Raw genomic sequence first — 17,197 nt, 5'->3', positions numbered from 1 at the left:
TTACCACCCCTCCTATATCGTTATAAGGTTTTTCCCTGCTTGCCTTTGTACCATGTTTATGCCGTTAATAATTTCTTTGAATATCGTATGGCCGCCAAGGTTAATGGTTAGTTCAATTGGTCTATCATATATACTTTTTGGTGTTTCCTGGCTTCGTGAAACAGAAATATTATTTGCAGCTAAGCCTAACTGAGGTTGAATAGCTACTCCCTGCAAAACACCAGCGGTGGCATTTACAGCCGCCTTAATATTGCTAACATTGCTGTAAATACCCTGCGCTAACATATCCATAAAGTTAGGCATCCATTTATCCGCTGTGCTTCCAGGTCCTTCTTTTGTTGGAGAACTAAAACCTAACAGGTCTTTAAATATCTTAGCTATTGTACCTCCAGCCTTTTTGACTTCGTTAACCTTACTTTTTATCCCGTCTACAATATTTTTGATTAAATTTTTACCCCACTCGAACGGCTTTGTTAGGGGGTTCTTCTTGTGGTCAAAGTATTCTAATATCTTGTTTTTAATGCTTTCCCACTTCGTCGCAACGTCAGATCTCTTAAATGTTTCCCAAGCTGATAAAATACCATTTTTGACTGCGCTCCACTTGCTTGGTAACTCGGTTTTTAAATTTCCAATCTTTTCTAATATCTTGTTTTTAATGCTTTCCCACTTCGTCGCAACGTCAGTATTTTTAAAACTCTCCCATTTCTCTAAAATTTTGGCTTTTATTCCATTCCAAGTATTAGGTAAATCTGTTTTTAATTCTTCGTATTTCTGCTTAATCTTGCTCTTAATTTCGTTCCATTTTAATACAACATCGCTGTTTTTAAATGTTTCCCAAGCGTCTAATATTTTCTTTTTAATGTTATCCCAGCTTAAAGTTGATTTAAGACCGTCCCATACATCGCCAATTCTTCTCTTAATCTCTTCCCATTTTTTAGCAAAAGTTTCTTTTATGCCTTCAAGTTTCTCACTTCCGCTTTTTTTAATTTCGCTTAAAGTGTTTGGGATATCTATTTTAGCTAAATTCCCTAATTGTTTGGTCGCTTCTTCTATTCCTTTTGATAAATTAGTTAAATCTACCCCAGGCAATTTAATAGGTGGCAATCCTCCGGTCTCTCCGTCACTTCCTGTGTTTGCCTGCTGTAATCTGTGCATTTCATCGAAGGATTGTAAATTGTCGGCGGTATTTTTAGCCGCTTTCCCAAGATTTCTAATCGCATCAGCCTGTTTATTTATTGCATTAGCCGCATTCCCAGCACTATTGGCAATTTCGTTTTGGCGATTAGCAAGTTGTTTTAGTTTTTGCAACTCGGAAATGTCATTAGAACCTTCCGCTGGGCTTCCTGGTTTCCTGGTGGCTAAGATTGTTTTTTCTTTGTTAATGTAATCCATTAAAGCGTTTTGAGCTTTCCCAAAAGCTTCCCCTATACCCGGTATCCATCCGAGTAACAATTTATAGTAGCTGATTATACCGTAGACAATATAAGCTATCCCGATTTTCAACGCTCCCCAGGCTTGCAAACCGTAGTATTTCACCTTATCCCAGTTTTTATAAACCAGTATCCCGGCAACAATTAAAGCGGCTATGGCACCAATAGCGATTCCAATTGGCCCAAGAATAGCTCTCCATGCAGCCGTAGCAGCTATTTTAATCGCTCCAAAAACCCCAACTGATGCTATGCCCTCTGCGTTGGCAAGTTTCATTTGTAATCTGTAATAATTGATGGCATTTGCTAAAAGTATTTGCCCAATTGACGCAGCTTTAGCTGTCCCGTTGGCAACCGCCATGATTGATTTCCAAAACAAAGTAGCTTGACTTGCGATATTCATACCTAATGCCACAAGCTTGGTTGATGTAAATAAAAGTAAAGCTCCTAAAGCCATTGGCCTAAAAATGTTCCAATTGCTTCGAATAAAATTTACTAACCCCGAAATTATGCCCCAAATCCCTTTAACAGCATCTCCAATCATTTGAAAAGCAAATAAAACGTTTGGCCCGAACATTTCACTTATTGCATACTGAAGTCCACCCTTTTCTATTTCGCTCTTAAATTGCTGTAGCCAATCTCTAACCCCTTTTAACCAATTCTTTAAACCTTCAAACGCTCCTTCTGTTGCTTTGCCAATTATTCCTCTTAATGTATCCTTAATTGTTGAAGTAATGCCTTGCCAAGTATTTTCCATGTTTTTCATTAAGTCTTTGAATCGTTCTTCCATTCCTACAACCAATACATTAACTGCCTTATCTGCTGGTATTAAACCTTCTTCAGCCAATTTTCTTACTTCTGGAACTGTTTTTCCTATTGCTTTAGCTAATATATGCCAAGCGGGAATACCCGCACTTGTTAACTGCATCATATCTTGAGCAGTAACTCTACCTGCATTCCTCATTTGCCCAAGGGCGTAAGTTATCCTACTAATTGTTTCTTCTCCTCCACCTACTCCTGCCGCAGCGTCCCCTACTGCCTTCATGATAGGTAAAACATCTTTAGCTTCAAAGCCAAATGCCATTAGCATTTTTGCACTATCTTGCAATTGAGGGAACTCGAATGGAGTTTTATCAGCAAAATCTTGCAAACTCTCCAAAAAGCTTTTTGCCTGTTGTGCACTACCTAACATTGTTGTAAAGCCTATTTTCGCATTTTCCATCATTGTATTAAAGTCAAAAATCGTTCCAACAAGACTTCTAAATCCATTTTGAATAGCATTAAATAAACCCATTCCAATGGAAAAAGACACTGCATTTCTAAATATATCGCTTATTGTGTTTCCTACCGTTCTTGCTTTCGTTTGTGCTACTGCTAAATCTTTATCGTATTGCGACATATCTACGCCCAATACTGCGAAAAGTTCTCCAACTTTCACACTTTATCACCACCTTTTAGAAAAAGAAGGAATATATTTTTTTTTGTAGAACTTAGTAAAAAAATAAAATAAGGAGGATTTATATGAATATTGATTTACTATCTTTAAAGAAAGATTTAACTGCGGAAGAATTAACTTTAGTAAACATGGAATTAGAAAGAAAGAAAAAAAGTTCAACTGCTATGTGGATTTTATGGCTTTTTCTTGGCGGTTTAGGCGGTCATAGATATTATTTAGGTGATATTGGTAGAGGTATTACTATGACATTAACTTTAGGCGGACTGGGCATTTGGACCTTAATTGATGCCTTTTTTATAGGCAAACGCTTAGAACATAAAAATCTCGAATTAGAAATGGAAATTATAGATAAAGTAAAAAAGATGCGTTCTTTGCCACAACAATAACTACCACGGCCCTTTTAATCCTTTAGCTTTGGCATCTTCGATTAACAAAGCCCAGTCGTCTTTCTCTTGCGACTGGGCTTTTAGTATTGCCTCAACCTGCTTCTTAAAATCTTTGCTGATAAAATCTTCTGGCTCGACCATGTCCTTTTCCCCACCAAGAGCAATAAAGCTGTTCACGATTACCGCAGCCAGAAAAGCCCAGCCGTTCATTTGTTGCTTGTACTCTTCTAATAGCTTCTGTTTTCTTATTTCCTCCACGATTGCATAAAGCTCGCTGGGCCTTAGCTGCTTTATCTCATCAATATTCCAGCCAAACTCTCTTGCCAATAGCGTTACTATTTCTGCGTTGATCCAAGCTGAACCAAAGACACCAGTTTCGGTATCAGCTTCTTCAATCCGAAAAAATTTACTTCGATAAATGCTTGAATAAGCTCCTCCAATTCACTTATATATGCGTTTTTAACATCAGTTTCGGTTATGTCCGGGAAAATGGCAGGTATCTTTTTGTAAAGTAAATCCCAATCAATTTCTAAATTATCTAATGCCTTGCCTAAATCTTTAATCTTTCCTTTTGTCGCAGGGAAAAGTTTTGCTAAAAGCTGTTCTAATTCACCTATCTTTTTTTCCTCAACAGTTATTGTCTTACCAGCAAATGTTATAACCTTAGTCCTCATAAACTAAAACCTCCCTATAATCTCACGTATAATTGCCCTACGCCTTCAAAATCGATTTTATCTTGCACAACATCATCAACCTTATCTTCTATGCCTTCGCTTGTAATAATTGCAAAGCCTTCGAGACATCTCTGACTTGCTCCGCTGTCGATATAGAGCTTAACTACTACCAATTGCCCAAGTGATTTGAAAAATCTATCATCGCCCCAGTAAGCTTCTGCTTTTCCACTCCAACCATCAACCGTCTGTATAAAATTTTTCCAGCCATTGCTGTTAAAGGTAGTAACTTCTTTGACGTCAGCCTTCAAGTCTACACTCCAGTTAAAAAATCCACCACATTGTACCATTGTCAAGGCTTTGCCGCTCACAGTTACTACATCTGTAGCAGTAAGCGGCGTATCAAAAACAACATAACCGCCTGCATACTCAAGCTTAAATCCGCTTGTAATGATAGAGCCATTTTTTTTCACGGTTACGGGTGATGTCGGGTTCCAGTATCTATAAGCTGTATTCGTGACCTGATAACGTGTGTAAGTTGCATCTGCTGTAGTAGCTTGGTCAGTAAAAGTAACAGGAGCAGCGGTAACGTCAGAAACATATACCGCTGCAACCTTGCCCGCTAATGCCATATCATTTCACCTCACTATGTTAAGGTTACGGTAGGTTGTCCGGTCCCTCTGAAATCTGCTTTGAATGTTTGTTTGTCGTCAACTTTTGCTTCAAGTCCAATGCTTTCAAGATATGCAGTGCCAGTAATTTTCTTTGTGCTGTCTATTCTAAACTCAACATCGACTGTGGTTCCGTTCATAAATGCGTTAATTAAAGCCGCCTGCCCTGTTGTATCGGTAGGCTTGAAATTCCCTTCTATTTTACCGGACCATTCGTTAATCGTCTGGATAAATTCTTTCCAGCCGTTGCTGTCAAAATTGGTAGTTTCTTTCGTATCAGCCTTGAAATCAACACTCCATTGATCTATTTCAGCTACTTTATTAGCACCAATATAAACGCTTCCTGATTTGCCACTAATAGCCATCTTTAACCAACCTCCTTAATTATTCTGAAATTGACAACAAAAATAGCTCTGTCGCTCTCATCTCTCGGCAGAGCTTCCGGGCTTTGCTTTGCTTGAATGAGCAAATATCTAACATTGTTGATTACTGTCTCTGTCAAGCCATGCAGTGTATTTCTAACCTGCTCTATTTTTTGTCTTCCTGCAGAGTAACTTTTATTTCTTACTAAAACCTGCAACCCTGGATATTCTAAGTTTGCATCTGTCAAATCCTGCGGTTCGCCAGCATACTCAAAAAGGGCAATTGCGTTATCTGGAGTAGCCGGAAGTTGCCCCTTGAATATATCTGTGCCTATTGTGCCTATTCCTTTTTGTTGCAGATATAAAGCAATATCATCAAGCAACATACTAATCACTCACTCTCAGAGTGTCCTTAATTACCTTATCAATGTAGGCATGATATTTAGCTTTGTTTTCATTAAAAGGATTTTCAAGATACTTAGGCCCGCCACCCTTGGGATGATTAAAATCAAGTCTCTCATGCTGCACAATCGCATACGGTAGGTCATAACCTACCCTTACCTCAAGTTTATTCCCGTTTACTTTGAGCGGACTAACACTGCAATTCGCCCTCAGATCACCTGTATCAATTGGCGCCTGTTCTGCTGACTTTCTCTGTAAGTCCGCAGCACATTTCATAAGTGCGTTAGTTGCTGCCATCTTTGCAATAGTTTTTGCTTTAGTATCATCCCATCTTAGATTAAAGTTGGCCATTATAGCGCCACCTCGTAATGAGTAATCTTACCATCCAGGTCCACAATCTCGCTTACGGTGATTACGACGTATTCTTTGCCGTTATAAACTACCCGGTCATCTGGACCAATTGAGTCTATGCAGTACATCGTCGCTTCTGAAACTACCTGATTGCCTTGCTTATCCCTTACAAGTTTCCTTTTCATCTCAAAACGACAGGAAATGGTTTTTGTACTTGATACAGGTTCGCCGTATTCGTTATAACCAGTTGTAGTTTTAAGCGTTGCAGTTTGATTGAGATAGTCTTTTATCATCTTATCGCCACCGCCCCGGCAAGGTAGGGCTTGAGTAGCTCTAATGCTTCCTTACTCAACAGCTTTAAACTTGCCCGATATTCTTCGCTTACGTCCCCAAAGCTTACCCGGACTACATTTTGCTCTTGGGCTTTTGTCCTGGCGCTGTTGCCGTATTTCAGTACAGCCAGAGCTTCTTCACATGTTGCAGCTTTAACGTTTTCGTTTATTGTGTCTTCGTAGACGTAGCCAATTGTAAAGTTAAAGCTCCGCTCCCGTTCTGGCGCACCAAAGGACGGATAAGCTCTGGGAAATTCTAAAAGTTGATCTGGGTCGGCTTTTATTCCTTTGTATTGCAATCGGTTAATCCGGCGAGTTGCTTCAATCAGCGCCTTTTCTTTCATAGTACTATCCGCATTAAGCCACTCATCTGCAAAAAGCTTCCCGGCAAAGTATTCTTCTGCTTTGGTTAGGTCAACATAGCTATTAATGCCCACCTGTAAGGCCATAAGGCATCACTCCTTAACTGTTTTTGCCGGGAGATTTCTTCCTGGATGGTGTTTTTTCCTGCTTTTCTTCCTCATTTTCAACTACAACTTCAAAATCAAGGCTTTGGGAGAGCCTGTCGGCCAGCTCCCCATCAACCTCCCATATTAAACCAGTGTTTTTGTTTTTAACCCACATTCACATCACCTTACGCCTTGTTTGCTGTGATAACAACTAATGCCTCCGGACGAATAGTTTTAGCGCCATAGAGGTGTAAGCCTTTTAGAGCATCGGCAAAGCGTTTTTCTGGCCGATATGCTTCAACTTTATTGATTTGGTCAGCATAAGTGATAGCCATTTGATGACCTGCCATGATTTTATATTTCGTACCAGTTGTGTTTGCAATGTTATTAGAAGTATAAATCGTGAATCCAGCAGCTTCTCCGACTTCTCCAGTTCTTAAAACTCGATCAGCACTTGCTGTGAATTTTACAAATCTGTCATCTTTCAAGAGCAGACCATAAAACCATGGTGGCACAATTGCCCATCTATTAACCCTTGGGATATTCGCTTCATCCAGTTTAATACCAGCATCAACAAGGTATTCGTAAGCAGTTGTAGCACTGGGAACAACTGGTGTAGTATCATCCCCAATTGCATTTGCAGCATATGTGTATTGAGAAGCTATATATTGGTCTGCTTTATCTGCTAATGCATATGCAGCTTCTTGCATAGCTGAATCCATAAGCTTTGGATTTGTTTGTGCTTGATCAATATCATCAATCAAAAAGTTGAATGCTTTCGCCTGATCAATAACTAATGTTCTTTGTGCATCAGTCAAGGTTTCCGGTGCTGGTAAGTCAGTATTTTTTACATAGTCAAATACGCTAATTGGCCCAATGTTGTTTATTTTAACAGTATCACCATAGTTTCTAATTTCGCCTTCATAATCTCTGTTGACAACGTTACCAAATACAAGGTTCTTCCTTAAGTTCTCAAGTAATCTTGCAGCCCAAATTTGTGGGATAAAGTTTGTAATAGCCATATTAAATCATCCTCCTTTTACTTGTTTAAGTTACTTGATTAGACCTTTGGCCATTTGATCTTGAATTACTGCCCAGTTGGCGTTGATTTCATCCGGTGTCATCCGGTTAATCTCCGCCCTGGTGTAAATTTTGGAATAGCCTTTTTGGTCAGCAGGGTTAGTCCCGCCACCAATTGGTTTCCCGGAAATGCCCAAAAGTTTCTTTAGCATTTCCGCGTCCTGCCTGATTGTTTCCTCATCCTCACCAAAAATGCGGTTCGCCAGGTCTAGCGGTAGCCCCATTTCGGTTAGGATTTTGGTCTTTGTTGTTTGTAACTGCGCTTCCCGTGCAAGTCTTTCCTTCTCCTGCAATGCCTTTTCGTATTCGGCAAGTTTGGCCTGCAGTTTTTCCTGCTCGGTCATTTGCGCTTCCTTCAGTTTTTGCAATTCCTCAGCAGCCTTTTTTAGCTGTTCGTAATCCTTATATTTTTCTTTCTCACGTTTTAACCTTTCTGCAATTATTCTGTCAATTTCTTCTTGAGTAAAGGTTTTTGTCTGCTGAGTATCATTACCCGCTGTTTGATTTTGTGTCTGATTATCCTGCCCAGCGTCAGCAGGATTAGTTTGGGTATTTAAAACATCATCTTGCATAATAAAATTACCTCCTTTTAATTTCCGTGCTTAACCGGCGCACGTTGCCGTAATATATGCAAAAATAAAAGCGCCTGCTTTTGCAAGTGCTTTGTAAACAAGGCATAAAAATACCACCTCAACCGATTTAACCGGGTTGGTGGTTAATTAGTGGGATATTACTTTAATTTTTGTCGCCAAGTCTTTAATTGATGTTCCGTCAATTTTGTAGTTATTTAAAAAATCCTCAATCCCATTAAATACTTGCTCAGTTTCTTGCTTATAACTTTCTGCAATGAAAATTTTTTCCCCATCATAGGTCAAAGAGTATTCTTTGTCTCGATATTTAAAAATTATTTCACCTACCGTGTCTATATCTTCCCTAAATTCTTCGATATTTTTGTACTTATCGTACGGTATCATCAGTCATCACTCCAAATGTCTTTAATTAATTCATTCTCTTCTTTAGTTAATTCACGCCATTTTTTTGAACGTTTCCCCTTTACCCAATCATGTGCATGAGGAACAACTGGGTGAAACCATGGTTTGTTATGGTCAGTTAAGTCAATATCCAATTTAGCATGGCCGTTTTCATCGTAAAATCTTCGTTGCTCAACTTTTCCACTCTCTCGTTTTAAATCAACAATTCCATTTGGTAAAGCTTTTCGGGGAATACTTCTCCCCTCCACAGTTATTATACCACTCTTCTCATCTATATTGACTATTTTGCCTAATTTCAAATTATCGAGATATTGACTATATTGCTTTATTATTTGAGCATCCTTACCCACTGGTCTCGTTCCGCTTTTTTCATAGCTTTTCTTAAGCTTTTCTGCGGCCTTAACTTTCTCAACTAGTGGGGTATTTTCACTGTACAATACTTCCCTTGCCCGCCGCCGATTTGTAGCTATCGTCACCATATCCCGCATTTCTTTGTATGCCTTCTTCTCTTCTTCGCTTCGCGGGTCTTTGGTAAGTGAAGTATTGCTGTATTTCTGTACCTTATCCGCATCTGGGTCTAATTCTCTTACATAAGGCTGTAAAGTATGCCGGCAGTTTGGATGAATTGGCGGTCTGTATTCATCAGTGAGCTTCGGATAGCGTTTATCTTTGCCGCTAATGCTGAATACCTTACCCTGGAGCGGAGCACATTTCTCACAGGTAGGATAATGCGTCGTTATCTTCACTAAATCAAGTCCCGCTTCCCGGCAGGTATTTATCGTGGCCGCGCTTGCAGCTTCTCTGGTGGTAGTCCTGGCCACCATCTCCGCATAGCTATCTAACCGCCATTTTCTCCCCAGCTTATCCACAAAAGCTGTGTGGCCCTGGTCAAGTAGCCGCTGAATCACCATCTGTTTCATGTCCTTTATCGTGGTACCGCTGGCCATTTTGCGGCCAGTCTCCTCTAATGCCACCTGCCGGAATACGTCGTTAATACGTCTTCCAATAAATTGGAACGATTCGTGCATACTTACGACCATGTTCTGGGCTACCACATCTATTGCTTTTTGGTGAACCTGAGCAAAGCCGGGATTTTCTTTTACTGCCATTCCCAGATTATTGAGATAGGCCCAGGTTTCAGCCGAGGACTGTGAATACACTTGCCCTATTACCTGCTGTACCCATTTTCGCGTTTCTTCATCAAGCTGGTTTAAGATGTCGTAAACTTCCTTGAGCATATCCTTCCAGTACCCAATCGCGTGGCCTTTGGCTTCTTTAGTGATGATGATTTGCAGAATTTGCTCAAAGGCCCAGCGGTAAAGCTCGATTAGTTGCTGGATTAATTTTTCTTCATCCAATTGCGACATTATTCACCACCGCCGGTATTTGTCGGCGTTATCTGCTCCGGTTGTTGTATCGTCGGCTTAAATACCATTGGCACTTGTGCGTTTGCCTCTACAGCTATCCGCATAAGTTCTTCTCTCAAAGTGTCCATTTCAAACTGGAATAGGTGTCTCAAAGCAGTTTCCCGGCTTACAAGCCCGTTTTGCACCAGCATGGAGTAGATTTCCGCCTGTTCTTTCTCATCTTGTGGTAATCCATCATTCCAAGTAATATTGATATTCTCAAGCTTGATTGCACCAGTCATTCCTTGTGCTACTTCCAATTCGCTTGCAAGTTTTAATACCTTCTTTATTGCCGGATCAAACCTCATCCGAATACGGTTCACCTTCGCCAACGGAGCCATCATTAAACGCCTTAATGCGCTTCCGCTTTCAGCAAGTCCGCTTTTTAGTTGTCCAAATGCAGCAGCGCTAGTTTCGCTCAAAATGTAGAGCTGCTCCATCAGTAATTCAACCTGCCTGAATGCTGCTTCAAGCTGACCATCCCAGGTAACATAACCCGGAGGTTTTTCATCCGGTCCTACTGGGAAGTATTTGCCACCACCACGAAATACCCATTGCCCCGTCTGGGGATCTTTCTCAAGTGCCGTATCAGGACCATGCATGTTTGGATCAGCATGCTTGTCTAATATGCGGCTTATTTGCGCTACTCTTATCTCCAGCTCCTGAATTATGCTGTCCAAGTCAGAATAATCATCCATACCGGTTACCCGGTCCGATGTAAGAATATTATTCACCGGCACGATCAGGATGTCATCAACGCCGGTACTTACCTCATCCTCCTCCAGTACTCCGGCAATCACACCATCTTTCAGTGCATACCTTCGAGTAGTGATTTTCCCCTTCTCGTGAATTTCGGCTATCAAATACTGCTGTTTTTTCTCGCCCAGTAAAGTCGGAGTAGTTTCTTCTACCACATAAGCCAAAACATGGGCCACAATCTCTTTCACATTATCCGGCTGCACTATCGGAAACCATACAAGCGGGGTTTGTGCTTCAATAATTGCCCGGCCATCATAACGCACTTTAAAAAGACCTGTTCCATAGCGGGAAACATCTAATGCCACCTCGTAAGCAGCGTTGATTAAATCATTTTCCTTAATTATCCGCTCCAAGTTCTGCTGCTCCGGACTGTTCCTGTCGCCAGCGCTTATTCTCGGCGATTCCCCCAGGAGCAGGTCTGCCCAAAGCGTGCTTAACCGCTTGTGCCAGTTCAGGATAATCTCCATCGTCGCTGCCTGGTCCGAACGTAGCAGTTTAATCCATTGCGCATATACCTGTTCATGATGTCCCTCAAATAATTTACGGTTGTTATCGTATAAGGTTAATCTCTCGATTTCGCTTTTGGGCGGCCAATCCTGGCCTACCGAAATAAAATTTAAATCAGTTATCATATCATCACCTCTATTATACGAAACGAACCTTTCGTACAATTTACCAACCTGCTGGTTTGTCCACAATAGCTCTACGCCTGTCTAACATATCATCTTCAAGCGCATAGCGAATCGCATCTATGCTGTGATTGTTTTTGTCTGGAAATTCAGCTTTGAAATTACCATCTTTATCTTTTTCAAGTTCATAGTTTAAAAACTCTCTCAATGTATTTGGGCATCTTTCAGGGTCAATTATGATTTCCTCTAGGTCTTGCAAAAACTTTATCCCATACTCAACACTATCAGGGCCTTTCTTTGCACCTTTTACCCTTAATCCATATTCTTTAAGCTCTGCTATTGATTTCGGTTCTGCACTATCTGCAACAATCCAGCCATTTAATGTATTTTCTCTTTTTATTAATTCTGCTGCTTTTCGATTGCTTAGCCCTGCTTGATGTATTTCATAGAAAATGTATAATCTTCTGCGTGTTTTGTCGTAATGGCATACTGAATAATGAAGCGGATCAGATGCATATCCAAAATCAAGGCCTCTTCTTATCCTGTCAAACATCTTTATTTCATCATCGGTGATTTTTCTCGCTGTTACATTAGCAAATATCTCACCACCAGTGCCTGTAACCTCTCCTAAGTATTCATGCCTGTATGCTTTCTCGTTAACTTTTTTAAGATGCTCTGCTTCAATAAAAAACTGTTCCCCAAGCCATGCTTTAGGAACAGTCAAATATGTGCTATGATGTACTTTTCTATCTGACCTTTCAATTAATACTTCTTCATTTACCCAGCTTCTAACTGAATTTGGCGGATTGTATGTGTAGAATATTACGAATTGTTCTCCGCCACGCATGAGGGACTGATTGATTGTCCTTATTTCTTCCATGCCATTAAACTCGTCGACCTCTTCATACCAAATATACTTGATATAGCCTTTTGATACTTTCGTTGACTTAATCTTTTTTGGTTTATCAGCACCCCGAAATAGAATCTTTTGCCCTGTTGGGATATATGTCATTTCCATTGGGCTGTGTTTTATATCCCAGTAATCAGCAACATTTAGTTTTTCTATGGCCCATACAAGCTGTTCAAATACACTATCTTTTAAAGTCTCTTTAACTTTTCTCAAGGCCAGCGCATTGGCGTTTTTGTCTTTCATTATGCCTAATATTATTTCTATGCTAGCAAACGATGATTTTGTTGAACCTCTGCTACCTTTTAGCCAATAGTGTGTATATCTATTATGCTTTATGTCATTGTGTACTTCGTAAAAGCTCGGTGCTATTAGCTCGCTTAATTTAACCTTCATCATCATTGGCATCATCTTCTATGTCATCTACTATCTGAACACCTAAATTACCTTCAACATTTACTTTTTCAGTGAATAATGTATATCTCTTTCCTAACAATTCGGCAGCTTTAACTCTATCTTTTACATTTGGAGTTTTATTTACCATTTCCCAATTGTCTTTCATTACAACTGGTATTTCTTCAACTACTTCTCCACGCATCACTTTTGTCAGAAATTCTAATACTTCATTTTGTGAGGCGATACGTTCATTATCTTTTTGTTTCAAGTTTGTATCAATATAGGCTTTAACGTTAGCATTTGTTAGCAATCTTGAAGCATTGGCTCTTATTGTCTCATAATTTTTTGCTTTATATCCAGCTCTCTTGTATGCTTCTGTTGCATTTCCAGTTTCAATGTAATAGTCCGCAAACCTCTTCTGTTTTTCTGTTAGTTTCACATCACCTCACCCGCTTCTCATCTAAAATACTCTATTTAGAATCCACCTTCCACCCACTCTTTTTTACGCATCTTAAAAACGGACAAACATATTTCGTTCCTGAATAGCTTGACCATACACACTTATCACACATTTATATCACATCCAAAAAATCATCTTTTCATATATAAGTGGCTTTTACACGACAAAATTACTGCGTCCGTTCGTTCTAAAATCATTTCACGGTTCAGTTTTGTACTTAATTTTTTCCTCTTTGTTTTTTATCTTTCCTACTAATCTTTCCATGGCTTCGTGTGTCACTAACCATGTTCCGGCACTTTTCCTCACTTCATCTTCCCGAAACTTCCCTCTCCGTATCCATTGCCGCACAGTCGGTTCTGCTAATCCCCATAGTTCCGCCGCTTCTTGTGCGGTATAGACGAGGAAAAGGGGATTAACCCATTCATTCTTCATCTTCCCACTCCTCATCAATTAGATATCGACTGAAAAATTCTTTTGTTTCTACTCTCTCTATTTCTTTTCTGAACACCGCTACCTCTTCACCATTGTGTCCTTTTGAGAAAAACTCATCCCCTTCAAAAATTAAAACGTAGTATTCATCGCTTTCTAACGCTTCTGGATCACGTTGAAGAAAGTAATCATATAACTTTTTTGCCGCTTCGTTTTCTTTTCCTTCTTCAAAACGATAGCAGCTAACACCAGGTAGTGCCATTCCCCAACCAACATACTCTTCCCAAAGTTCTTCGAGTAATTTGTTTTCTGTTTCTTTATCTTCCGCAAATAACATATTTTCAAATTTTTTGTTAAACTGATGATTAGGAATACCTTCATACTGTTCAGAAACGAACGAAATATCTTCATGCATAGCCGCGTGTAAATCTGGGAATCCCCACTCGAACGACTTGCTGTTTTCATTAATCTCGTACTTTTTGCTTTGTAAACGAATAAACTTCATTTCCAATCCCTCTTTCGTATCGCATTCGTTACACTTATAATATACATCATTTTTGTAACGTATTCAATACATTTCAAAAAATTTCTTTTCGAAAAATTATGGCAAATAAAAAGTTAGTCACTTATAAAAGAAAGCCTCTTCACCCGCACATGCAGAAGAGGCTTTCTTTTATGCGTTTTTTGATTTTTCTTTCGGCTCGTTCAATCATCGTCTGAACACTACTCGATGAGATACAAAGATAATTCGCAATCTCACTATATGTCAGACAATATCCTCGCGACATGAGATACGTTTCTCGTTCTCGTTCGGTGAGCACCGACAAAGCGTCCTCAATGCGTTCCCAATCCCAACTAATAATGGAGCTTTCTCTTTCGTGTTCGTCCCATTCGTAAGTTGGTTCGCTTGAGCGGAAAAATTTTTGCATCAGCAACGGGTCGAAAAGTTTCTCACGTTGATAAGCAGCTCGTCGTTCAATGCCTCTCCGATTGCCAGGTCTTCTTCCTGTCTTCATCCAGTCAATTGCATATACTAAATCACTTTCTATGCTTCTCAATACTGATCGATCTTCATCGCTTATTTTGCGTTTCAAAAGATCTCTGACTAAACGGAGCGATTCCTGATAACTTTTAAGTAAATCATCCAAGACAACCACCCCTCACCCGTTTTATGGTATAATAAGTTTAAGCGAACATACCTTCCTCTCACGTGTTGAGGGGATTTTTTTATCTAACAACAACTTTATACCGTTTTTTCACATGCGATGTAGATATTTTTCCTTTTTAAAGCAACACACAAGTCATATCACCTAACCTTCATACTTGTATTGACAACCTTTCGTTTCAGCGTCAAAAGCCGGAATACTTGCATCCATAAGTGCATTTCGATATTTGCAGCTTTTGAAATCTTCTTTTTTGCACCCGTTACATTGACTTTCAAGTACCGCTTCTGCAAGATCACCAAGTACATCAGTATGCAATGAGATCATTTCAGGTCTTTGAATCTCTTTTCTTGCCTCTTCATTCGGCATTAGAACAACTTGATATTTGTTTAGCATTTTGTATGTTCTTTTCTTGTCTTCTTCAGAAATCACTTCCGCTATCGCATCACTTGTCTTTCCTAACCACGTCTTTGCCATCCGCAATGGCTTAAGCCACTCTTTTGGTCTGTTATGCGCGGCCCACTCTTTCTCAAGCTCAATAAGTGCGCCTTCTAAGCCTACGAGCATGATGATGTTCTCACGATCCGCTTTTGTGAGATACATTGATTGTCACCTCCTCAATCTCTATTTCCACTTTTTCCTCTTCTCCTCTAATTCGTTGAATCGATAGAAACGAAACTTGTTTATCATCTTTATATGCAATTCCGTTCATCCCATCCATGCAGCTCTTTGCGATATTATCAATATCGGGAAATACATTTCTTTTTACGTATACTCGTATGTGAAGCGCTATGTTTCCCTCAAGCGGTTGTTTGATGACTTCTTTTGTTTTCCATCCAATCAATTCCTCATATTGTTTTGTCCTACGTGGCGTATATACGTTTCCGTTTTTCCCAAGTCTTGGACGCCCTTTTGGCACCGGACGCCCCGGAATAATGATTTTGTACAATCTCCTCACCTCAGAAGTCCGGTCTTTTTTATTTATCACACATATACTTCGCCGATAAATTCGACTCGATTGATACCAACTTCTTTATCCGTTATTTTAATCTGCAAAAAACCTCGATAGCCTTTACGATGTCCTTTTTGTCCGTCACAATACGTGTCTGGAAAGAACCGGTATAGTTATCCCAATGCACCAACCACAAATATTTTTTCATGCAGACACCACCTTTTTCCCATTTGCAGGTAGGACAAACTTCATTTCATTACCTTCCATCCAAGGCGTTGAAGCCATCGCCAGAATGGAATCGAAGCAATTTCTGGTCTATTTAGCTTCACATATTCGCTCGTGTAATAGTTTGCTAGTTTTTCGAGTAACTCATCAGGCATTAAGATTCATCCTTTCGCATGAGACATGCTCATCTTTTCCATCCCCTTGATCTAATTCTGCCAACAATCGTTGTATCTCTTGATTTACTTCCTCAATTTTTTCTTTTGTAGGAGTTCCCGCTTTAAAATAAATTCCAAATGGTAAAATCTCGATTTGCATGTTTTATGCTCCTTTCAGTTTTTTCATCACATCTTTAAAACCATTCTTATCTTTGTTGTTTTTATACCATGCTGCAAAATTCTGTTTTGCGATTTTCTCTATGTCCATTACCTCTGTGATTGATATTAATGATCTGTATTGATGCCCAGCCTGACATGTGCATTTTGCTGCGTATTCTGCTATATATCCAAAGTCAGTTTTTTCTTTGTACAGAATTACACCACTATCCATACAGACAAAGCACTTTGGGACATTTATCTTTGTTTTGCGATTATAATTGCTGATTTCCCCAGCTAATTCCTTAACTACTTGCATTTTTAAGCCTCCAATCACGGCCACTTAAAACAATAGGTCTACACATTTCAGTTATTCTTGATACTATCGCATTGCCTCGTTCTCCAAGATTTTGTTCTAACTTTTCACTAGTAAAATTCGTTGTGATGATGATCGGTTTTTCGTCTTCGTATATCTTGTTAATAATCTGATAAAGTACCGTGCTTGTATGTTCTGTCATCTTCTCTTTGCCAAGATCATCTATTATCAGTAGGTCAGCTTTTGTAAAAGTATTTATAATTTCCAAGATAGTCTTTTCACTTTGGTGATATGTGCTGACAATTAGTGAGATAATATCTACTACATTCCTAAAAATGACTGTATAGAATTGTTTGATTAGCTCATTTGCTATTGCTGCTGCAATGTGTGTTTTTCCTGTTCCAACCGGTCCTGTTAGAAGCAACCCTTTTCCGTTCGGAAATTCATTGATAAAATTTTGAGCTGCTGTTAGAGCGACGTGGTTATCTTTAGTAACTTTAAATGTGCTGAATGTTCTCTTGCGAAATTTCTTCCCTAATCCGCTATCAGATAGTAGTTTGTCTAATCTTTTTTGCCTTTCTTCTGCTAGAATCTTTTGAGCTTCTGCTTCATTTTTAGCAATGCTTTTTCTCAGAAAAGTCAAAATGTCATCATCGATCACCAAT

General features: G+C 39.5%; 27 protein-coding genes. 1 reads left to right on the top strand and 26 read right to left on the bottom strand.

Annotated features, from left to right (window positions below; translation table 11 throughout):
• Positions 1-12 precede the first annotated feature (12 nt).
• The gene (locus EDD72_RS09840) at positions 13-2,865 is read right to left on the bottom strand and encodes a tape measure protein (RefSeq protein ID WP_132769836.1); all 2,853 of its coding nucleotides are present in this window, start codon (positions 2,863-2,865) and stop codon (positions 13-15) included.
• A gap of 89 nt (positions 2,866-2,954) precedes the next feature.
• Between EDD72_RS09840 and EDD72_RS09835 the strand changes: the two genes are divergently transcribed.
• Entirely contained in the window at positions 2,955-3,269 is a 315-nt protein-coding gene (locus tag EDD72_RS09835) for a TM2 domain-containing protein (protein WP_132769867.1), read from the top strand.
• Here EDD72_RS09835 and EDD72_RS09830 read toward each other — a convergent pair whose 3' ends face one another.
• From EDD72_RS09830 to EDD72_RS09725, 25 genes are all read right to left on the bottom strand, one after another.
• Complete coding sequence (locus tag EDD72_RS09830; RefSeq protein ID WP_132769834.1) at positions 3,270-3,596, bottom strand: hypothetical protein; 327 nt, start codon at positions 3,594-3,596, stop codon at positions 3,270-3,272.
• A gap of 8 nt (positions 3,597-3,604) precedes the next feature.
• Positions 3,605-3,943 carry a hypothetical protein gene (locus tag EDD72_RS09825; protein ID WP_132769832.1) on the bottom strand — a complete coding sequence of 113 codons (339 nt, stop codon included), beginning with the start codon at positions 3,941-3,943 and terminating at the stop codon, positions 3,605-3,607.
• A gap of 14 nt (positions 3,944-3,957) precedes the next feature.
• Positions 3,958-4,572: a hypothetical protein gene (locus EDD72_RS09820; RefSeq protein WP_132769830.1), complete on the bottom strand. Its 615-nt coding sequence runs from the start codon at positions 4,570-4,572 to the stop codon at positions 3,958-3,960.
• A 14-nt stretch (positions 4,573-4,586) separates the two neighbouring features.
• Positions 4,587-4,976 (bottom strand): phage tail tube protein, encoded by a 390-nt coding sequence (locus tag EDD72_RS09815; RefSeq protein WP_132769828.1) that lies wholly within the window; start codon positions 4,974-4,976, stop codon positions 4,587-4,589.
• 2 nt (positions 4,977-4,978) lie between these two features.
• Positions 4,979-5,359, bottom strand: a complete 381-nt coding sequence (locus tag EDD72_RS09810) for a minor capsid protein (RefSeq protein ID WP_132769826.1) — start codon at positions 5,357-5,359, stop codon at positions 4,979-4,981.
• Position 5,360: 1 nt separating this feature from the next.
• Entirely contained in the window at positions 5,361-5,726 is a 366-nt protein-coding gene (locus EDD72_RS09805) for an HK97 gp10 family phage protein (RefSeq protein ID WP_132769824.1), read from the bottom strand.
• The gene (locus EDD72_RS09800) at positions 5,726-6,019 is read right to left on the bottom strand and encodes a putative minor capsid protein (RefSeq protein ID WP_132769822.1); all 294 of its coding nucleotides are present in this window, start codon (positions 6,017-6,019) and stop codon (positions 5,726-5,728) included. Before EDD72_RS09800 ends, EDD72_RS09805 begins: the two co-directional genes overlap by 1 nt.
• The gene (locus EDD72_RS09795; protein WP_132769820.1) at positions 6,016-6,507 is read right to left on the bottom strand and encodes a DnaT-like ssDNA-binding protein; all 492 of its coding nucleotides are present in this window, start codon (positions 6,505-6,507) and stop codon (positions 6,016-6,018) included. The genes EDD72_RS09800 and EDD72_RS09795 overlap by 4 nt, the downstream gene beginning before the upstream one ends.
• A gap of 13 nt (positions 6,508-6,520) precedes the next feature.
• Complete coding sequence (locus tag EDD72_RS12600) at positions 6,521-6,682, bottom strand: hypothetical protein (RefSeq protein WP_165895040.1); 162 nt, start codon at positions 6,680-6,682, stop codon at positions 6,521-6,523.
• Positions 6,683-6,692: 10 nt separating this feature from the next.
• Positions 6,693-7,529 (bottom strand): phage capsid protein, encoded by an 837-nt coding sequence (locus EDD72_RS09790; RefSeq protein ID WP_132769818.1) that lies wholly within the window; start codon positions 7,527-7,529, stop codon positions 6,693-6,695.
• A gap of 30 nt (positions 7,530-7,559) precedes the next feature.
• Positions 7,560-8,159, bottom strand: a complete 600-nt coding sequence (locus EDD72_RS09785; RefSeq protein WP_132769816.1) for a capsid assembly scaffolding protein Gp46 family protein — start codon at positions 8,157-8,159, stop codon at positions 7,560-7,562.
• A 147-nt stretch (positions 8,160-8,306) separates the two neighbouring features.
• Positions 8,307-8,561 carry a hypothetical protein gene (locus EDD72_RS09780; protein WP_207893692.1) on the bottom strand — a complete coding sequence of 85 codons (255 nt, stop codon included), beginning with the start codon at positions 8,559-8,561 and terminating at the stop codon, positions 8,307-8,309.
• The gene (locus EDD72_RS09775; RefSeq protein WP_132769813.1) at positions 8,561-9,946 is read right to left on the bottom strand and encodes a phage minor capsid protein; all 1,386 of its coding nucleotides are present in this window, start codon (positions 9,944-9,946) and stop codon (positions 8,561-8,563) included. Before EDD72_RS09775 ends, EDD72_RS09780 begins: the two co-directional genes overlap by 1 nt.
• Positions 9,946-11,376, bottom strand: coding sequence for a phage portal protein (locus EDD72_RS09770; protein ID WP_132769811.1), 1,431 nt, complete (start codon positions 11,374-11,376; stop codon positions 9,946-9,948). Before EDD72_RS09770 ends, EDD72_RS09775 begins: the two co-directional genes overlap by 1 nt.
• A 40-nt stretch (positions 11,377-11,416) precedes the next feature.
• A complete protein-coding gene (locus EDD72_RS09765; protein WP_132769862.1) occupies positions 11,417-12,679 on the bottom strand; it encodes a PBSX family phage terminase large subunit in 1,263 nt (420 codons plus the stop codon).
• Positions 12,666-13,115 (bottom strand): terminase small subunit, encoded by a 450-nt coding sequence (locus tag EDD72_RS09760; protein ID WP_132769809.1) that lies wholly within the window; start codon positions 13,113-13,115, stop codon positions 12,666-12,668. Before EDD72_RS09760 ends, EDD72_RS09765 begins: the two co-directional genes overlap by 14 nt.
• Before the next feature lie 219 nt (positions 13,116-13,334).
• On the bottom strand, positions 13,335-13,568 hold the full coding sequence (locus EDD72_RS09755; RefSeq protein WP_132769807.1) for a helix-turn-helix domain-containing protein: 234 nt from the start codon (positions 13,566-13,568) through the stop codon (positions 13,335-13,337).
• The gene (locus EDD72_RS09750; RefSeq protein ID WP_165895044.1) at positions 13,558-14,070 is read right to left on the bottom strand and encodes a hypothetical protein; all 513 of its coding nucleotides are present in this window, start codon (positions 14,068-14,070) and stop codon (positions 13,558-13,560) included. Before EDD72_RS09750 ends, EDD72_RS09755 begins: the two co-directional genes overlap by 11 nt.
• A gap of 139 nt (positions 14,071-14,209) precedes the next feature.
• A complete protein-coding gene (locus tag EDD72_RS09745; RefSeq protein WP_132769805.1) occupies positions 14,210-14,713 on the bottom strand; it encodes a sigma factor-like helix-turn-helix DNA-binding protein in 504 nt (167 codons plus the stop codon).
• A gap of 162 nt (positions 14,714-14,875) precedes the next feature.
• Positions 14,876-15,331 carry a DUF5651 domain-containing protein gene (locus EDD72_RS09740; RefSeq protein ID WP_132769803.1) on the bottom strand — a complete coding sequence of 152 codons (456 nt, stop codon included), beginning with the start codon at positions 15,329-15,331 and terminating at the stop codon, positions 14,876-14,878.
• On the bottom strand, positions 15,306-15,677 hold the full coding sequence (locus tag EDD72_RS09735) for a RusA family crossover junction endodeoxyribonuclease (RefSeq protein WP_132769801.1): 372 nt from the start codon (positions 15,675-15,677) through the stop codon (positions 15,306-15,308). Before EDD72_RS09735 ends, EDD72_RS09740 begins: the two co-directional genes overlap by 26 nt.
• A 251-nt stretch (positions 15,678-15,928) precedes the next feature.
• Complete coding sequence (locus tag EDD72_RS12965; protein WP_279388101.1) at positions 15,929-16,060, bottom strand: hypothetical protein; 132 nt, start codon at positions 16,058-16,060, stop codon at positions 15,929-15,931.
• Positions 16,053-16,220, bottom strand: a complete 168-nt coding sequence (locus EDD72_RS12595) for a hypothetical protein (protein ID WP_165895043.1) — start codon at positions 16,218-16,220, stop codon at positions 16,053-16,055. Before EDD72_RS12595 ends, EDD72_RS12965 begins: the two co-directional genes overlap by 8 nt.
• 3 nt (positions 16,221-16,223) lie before the next feature.
• On the bottom strand, positions 16,224-16,535 hold the full coding sequence (locus EDD72_RS09730) for a hypothetical protein (protein ID WP_132769799.1): 312 nt from the start codon (positions 16,533-16,535) through the stop codon (positions 16,224-16,226).
• A complete protein-coding gene (locus EDD72_RS09725; protein WP_207893691.1) occupies positions 16,522-17,193 on the bottom strand; it encodes an ATP-binding protein in 672 nt (223 codons plus the stop codon). The genes EDD72_RS09730 and EDD72_RS09725 overlap by 14 nt, the downstream gene beginning before the upstream one ends.
• Between the last annotated feature and the right edge of the window lie 4 nt (positions 17,194-17,197).

It is taken from the genome of Tepidibacillus fermentans (assembly GCF_004342885.1).
In the GTDB taxonomy this organism is placed as follows: domain Bacteria; phylum Bacillota; class Bacilli; order Tepidibacillales; family Tepidibacillaceae; genus Tepidibacillus; species Tepidibacillus fermentans.
Note: the sequence above shows the minus strand (reverse complement) of the source record. Positions and strands in the feature narration are given on the sequence as shown.

Coding starts and splice junctions, on each gene's coding strand:
- EDD72_RS12965 (WP_279388101.1), bottom strand. CDS start 16,060: ATGCCTGATGAGTTACTCGAAAAACTAGCAAACTATTACACGAGCGAA.
- EDD72_RS09770 (WP_132769811.1), bottom strand. CDS start 11,376: ATGATAACTGATTTAAATTTTATTTCGGTAGGCCAGGATTGGCCGCCC.
- EDD72_RS09790 (WP_132769818.1), bottom strand. CDS start 7,529: ATGGCTATTACAAACTTTATCCCACAAATTTGGGCTGCAAGATTACTT.
- EDD72_RS09750 (WP_165895044.1), bottom strand. CDS start 14,070: ATGAAGTTTATTCGTTTACAAAGCAAAAAGTACGAGATTAATGAAAAC.
- EDD72_RS09805 (WP_132769824.1), bottom strand. CDS start 5,726: ATGGCCAACTTTAATCTAAGATGGGATGATACTAAAGCAAAAACTATT.
- EDD72_RS09740 (WP_132769803.1), bottom strand. CDS start 15,331: ATGTATCTCACAAAAGCGGATCGTGAGAACATCATCATGCTCGTAGGC.
- EDD72_RS09765 (WP_132769862.1), bottom strand. CDS start 12,679: ATGATGAAGGTTAAATTAAGCGAGCTAATAGCACCGAGCTTTTACGAA.
- EDD72_RS09795 (WP_132769820.1), bottom strand. CDS start 6,507: ATGGCCTTACAGGTGGGCATTAATAGCTATGTTGACCTAACCAAAGCA.
- EDD72_RS09780 (WP_207893692.1), bottom strand. CDS start 8,561: ATGATACCGTACGATAAGTACAAAAATATCGAAGAATTTAGGGAAGAT.
- EDD72_RS09785 (WP_132769816.1), bottom strand. CDS start 8,159: ATGCAAGATGATGTTTTAAATACCCAAACTAATCCTGCTGACGCTGGG.
- EDD72_RS09755 (WP_132769807.1), bottom strand. CDS start 13,568: ATGAAGAATGAATGGGTTAATCCCCTTTTCCTCGTCTATACCGCACAA.
- EDD72_RS12595 (WP_165895043.1), bottom strand. CDS start 16,220: ATGCAAATCGAGATTTTACCATTTGGAATTTATTTTAAAGCGGGAACT.
- EDD72_RS09800 (WP_132769822.1), bottom strand. CDS start 6,019: ATGATAAAAGACTATCTCAATCAAACTGCAACGCTTAAAACTACAACT.
- EDD72_RS09815 (WP_132769828.1), bottom strand. CDS start 4,976: ATGGCTATTAGTGGCAAATCAGGAAGCGTTTATATTGGTGCTAATAAA.
- EDD72_RS09820 (WP_132769830.1), bottom strand. CDS start 4,572: ATGGCATTAGCGGGCAAGGTTGCAGCGGTATATGTTTCTGACGTTACC.
- EDD72_RS12600 (WP_165895040.1), bottom strand. CDS start 6,682: ATGTGGGTTAAAAACAAAAACACTGGTTTAATATGGGAGGTTGATGGG.
- EDD72_RS09825 (WP_132769832.1), bottom strand. CDS start 3,943: ATGAGGACTAAGGTTATAACATTTGCTGGTAAGACAATAACTGTTGAG.
- EDD72_RS09730 (WP_132769799.1), bottom strand. CDS start 16,535: ATGCAAGTAGTTAAGGAATTAGCTGGGGAAATCAGCAATTATAATCGC.
- EDD72_RS09775 (WP_132769813.1), bottom strand. CDS start 9,946: ATGTCGCAATTGGATGAAGAAAAATTAATCCAGCAACTAATCGAGCTT.
- EDD72_RS09810 (WP_132769826.1), bottom strand. CDS start 5,359: ATGTTGCTTGATGATATTGCTTTATATCTGCAACAAAAAGGAATAGGC.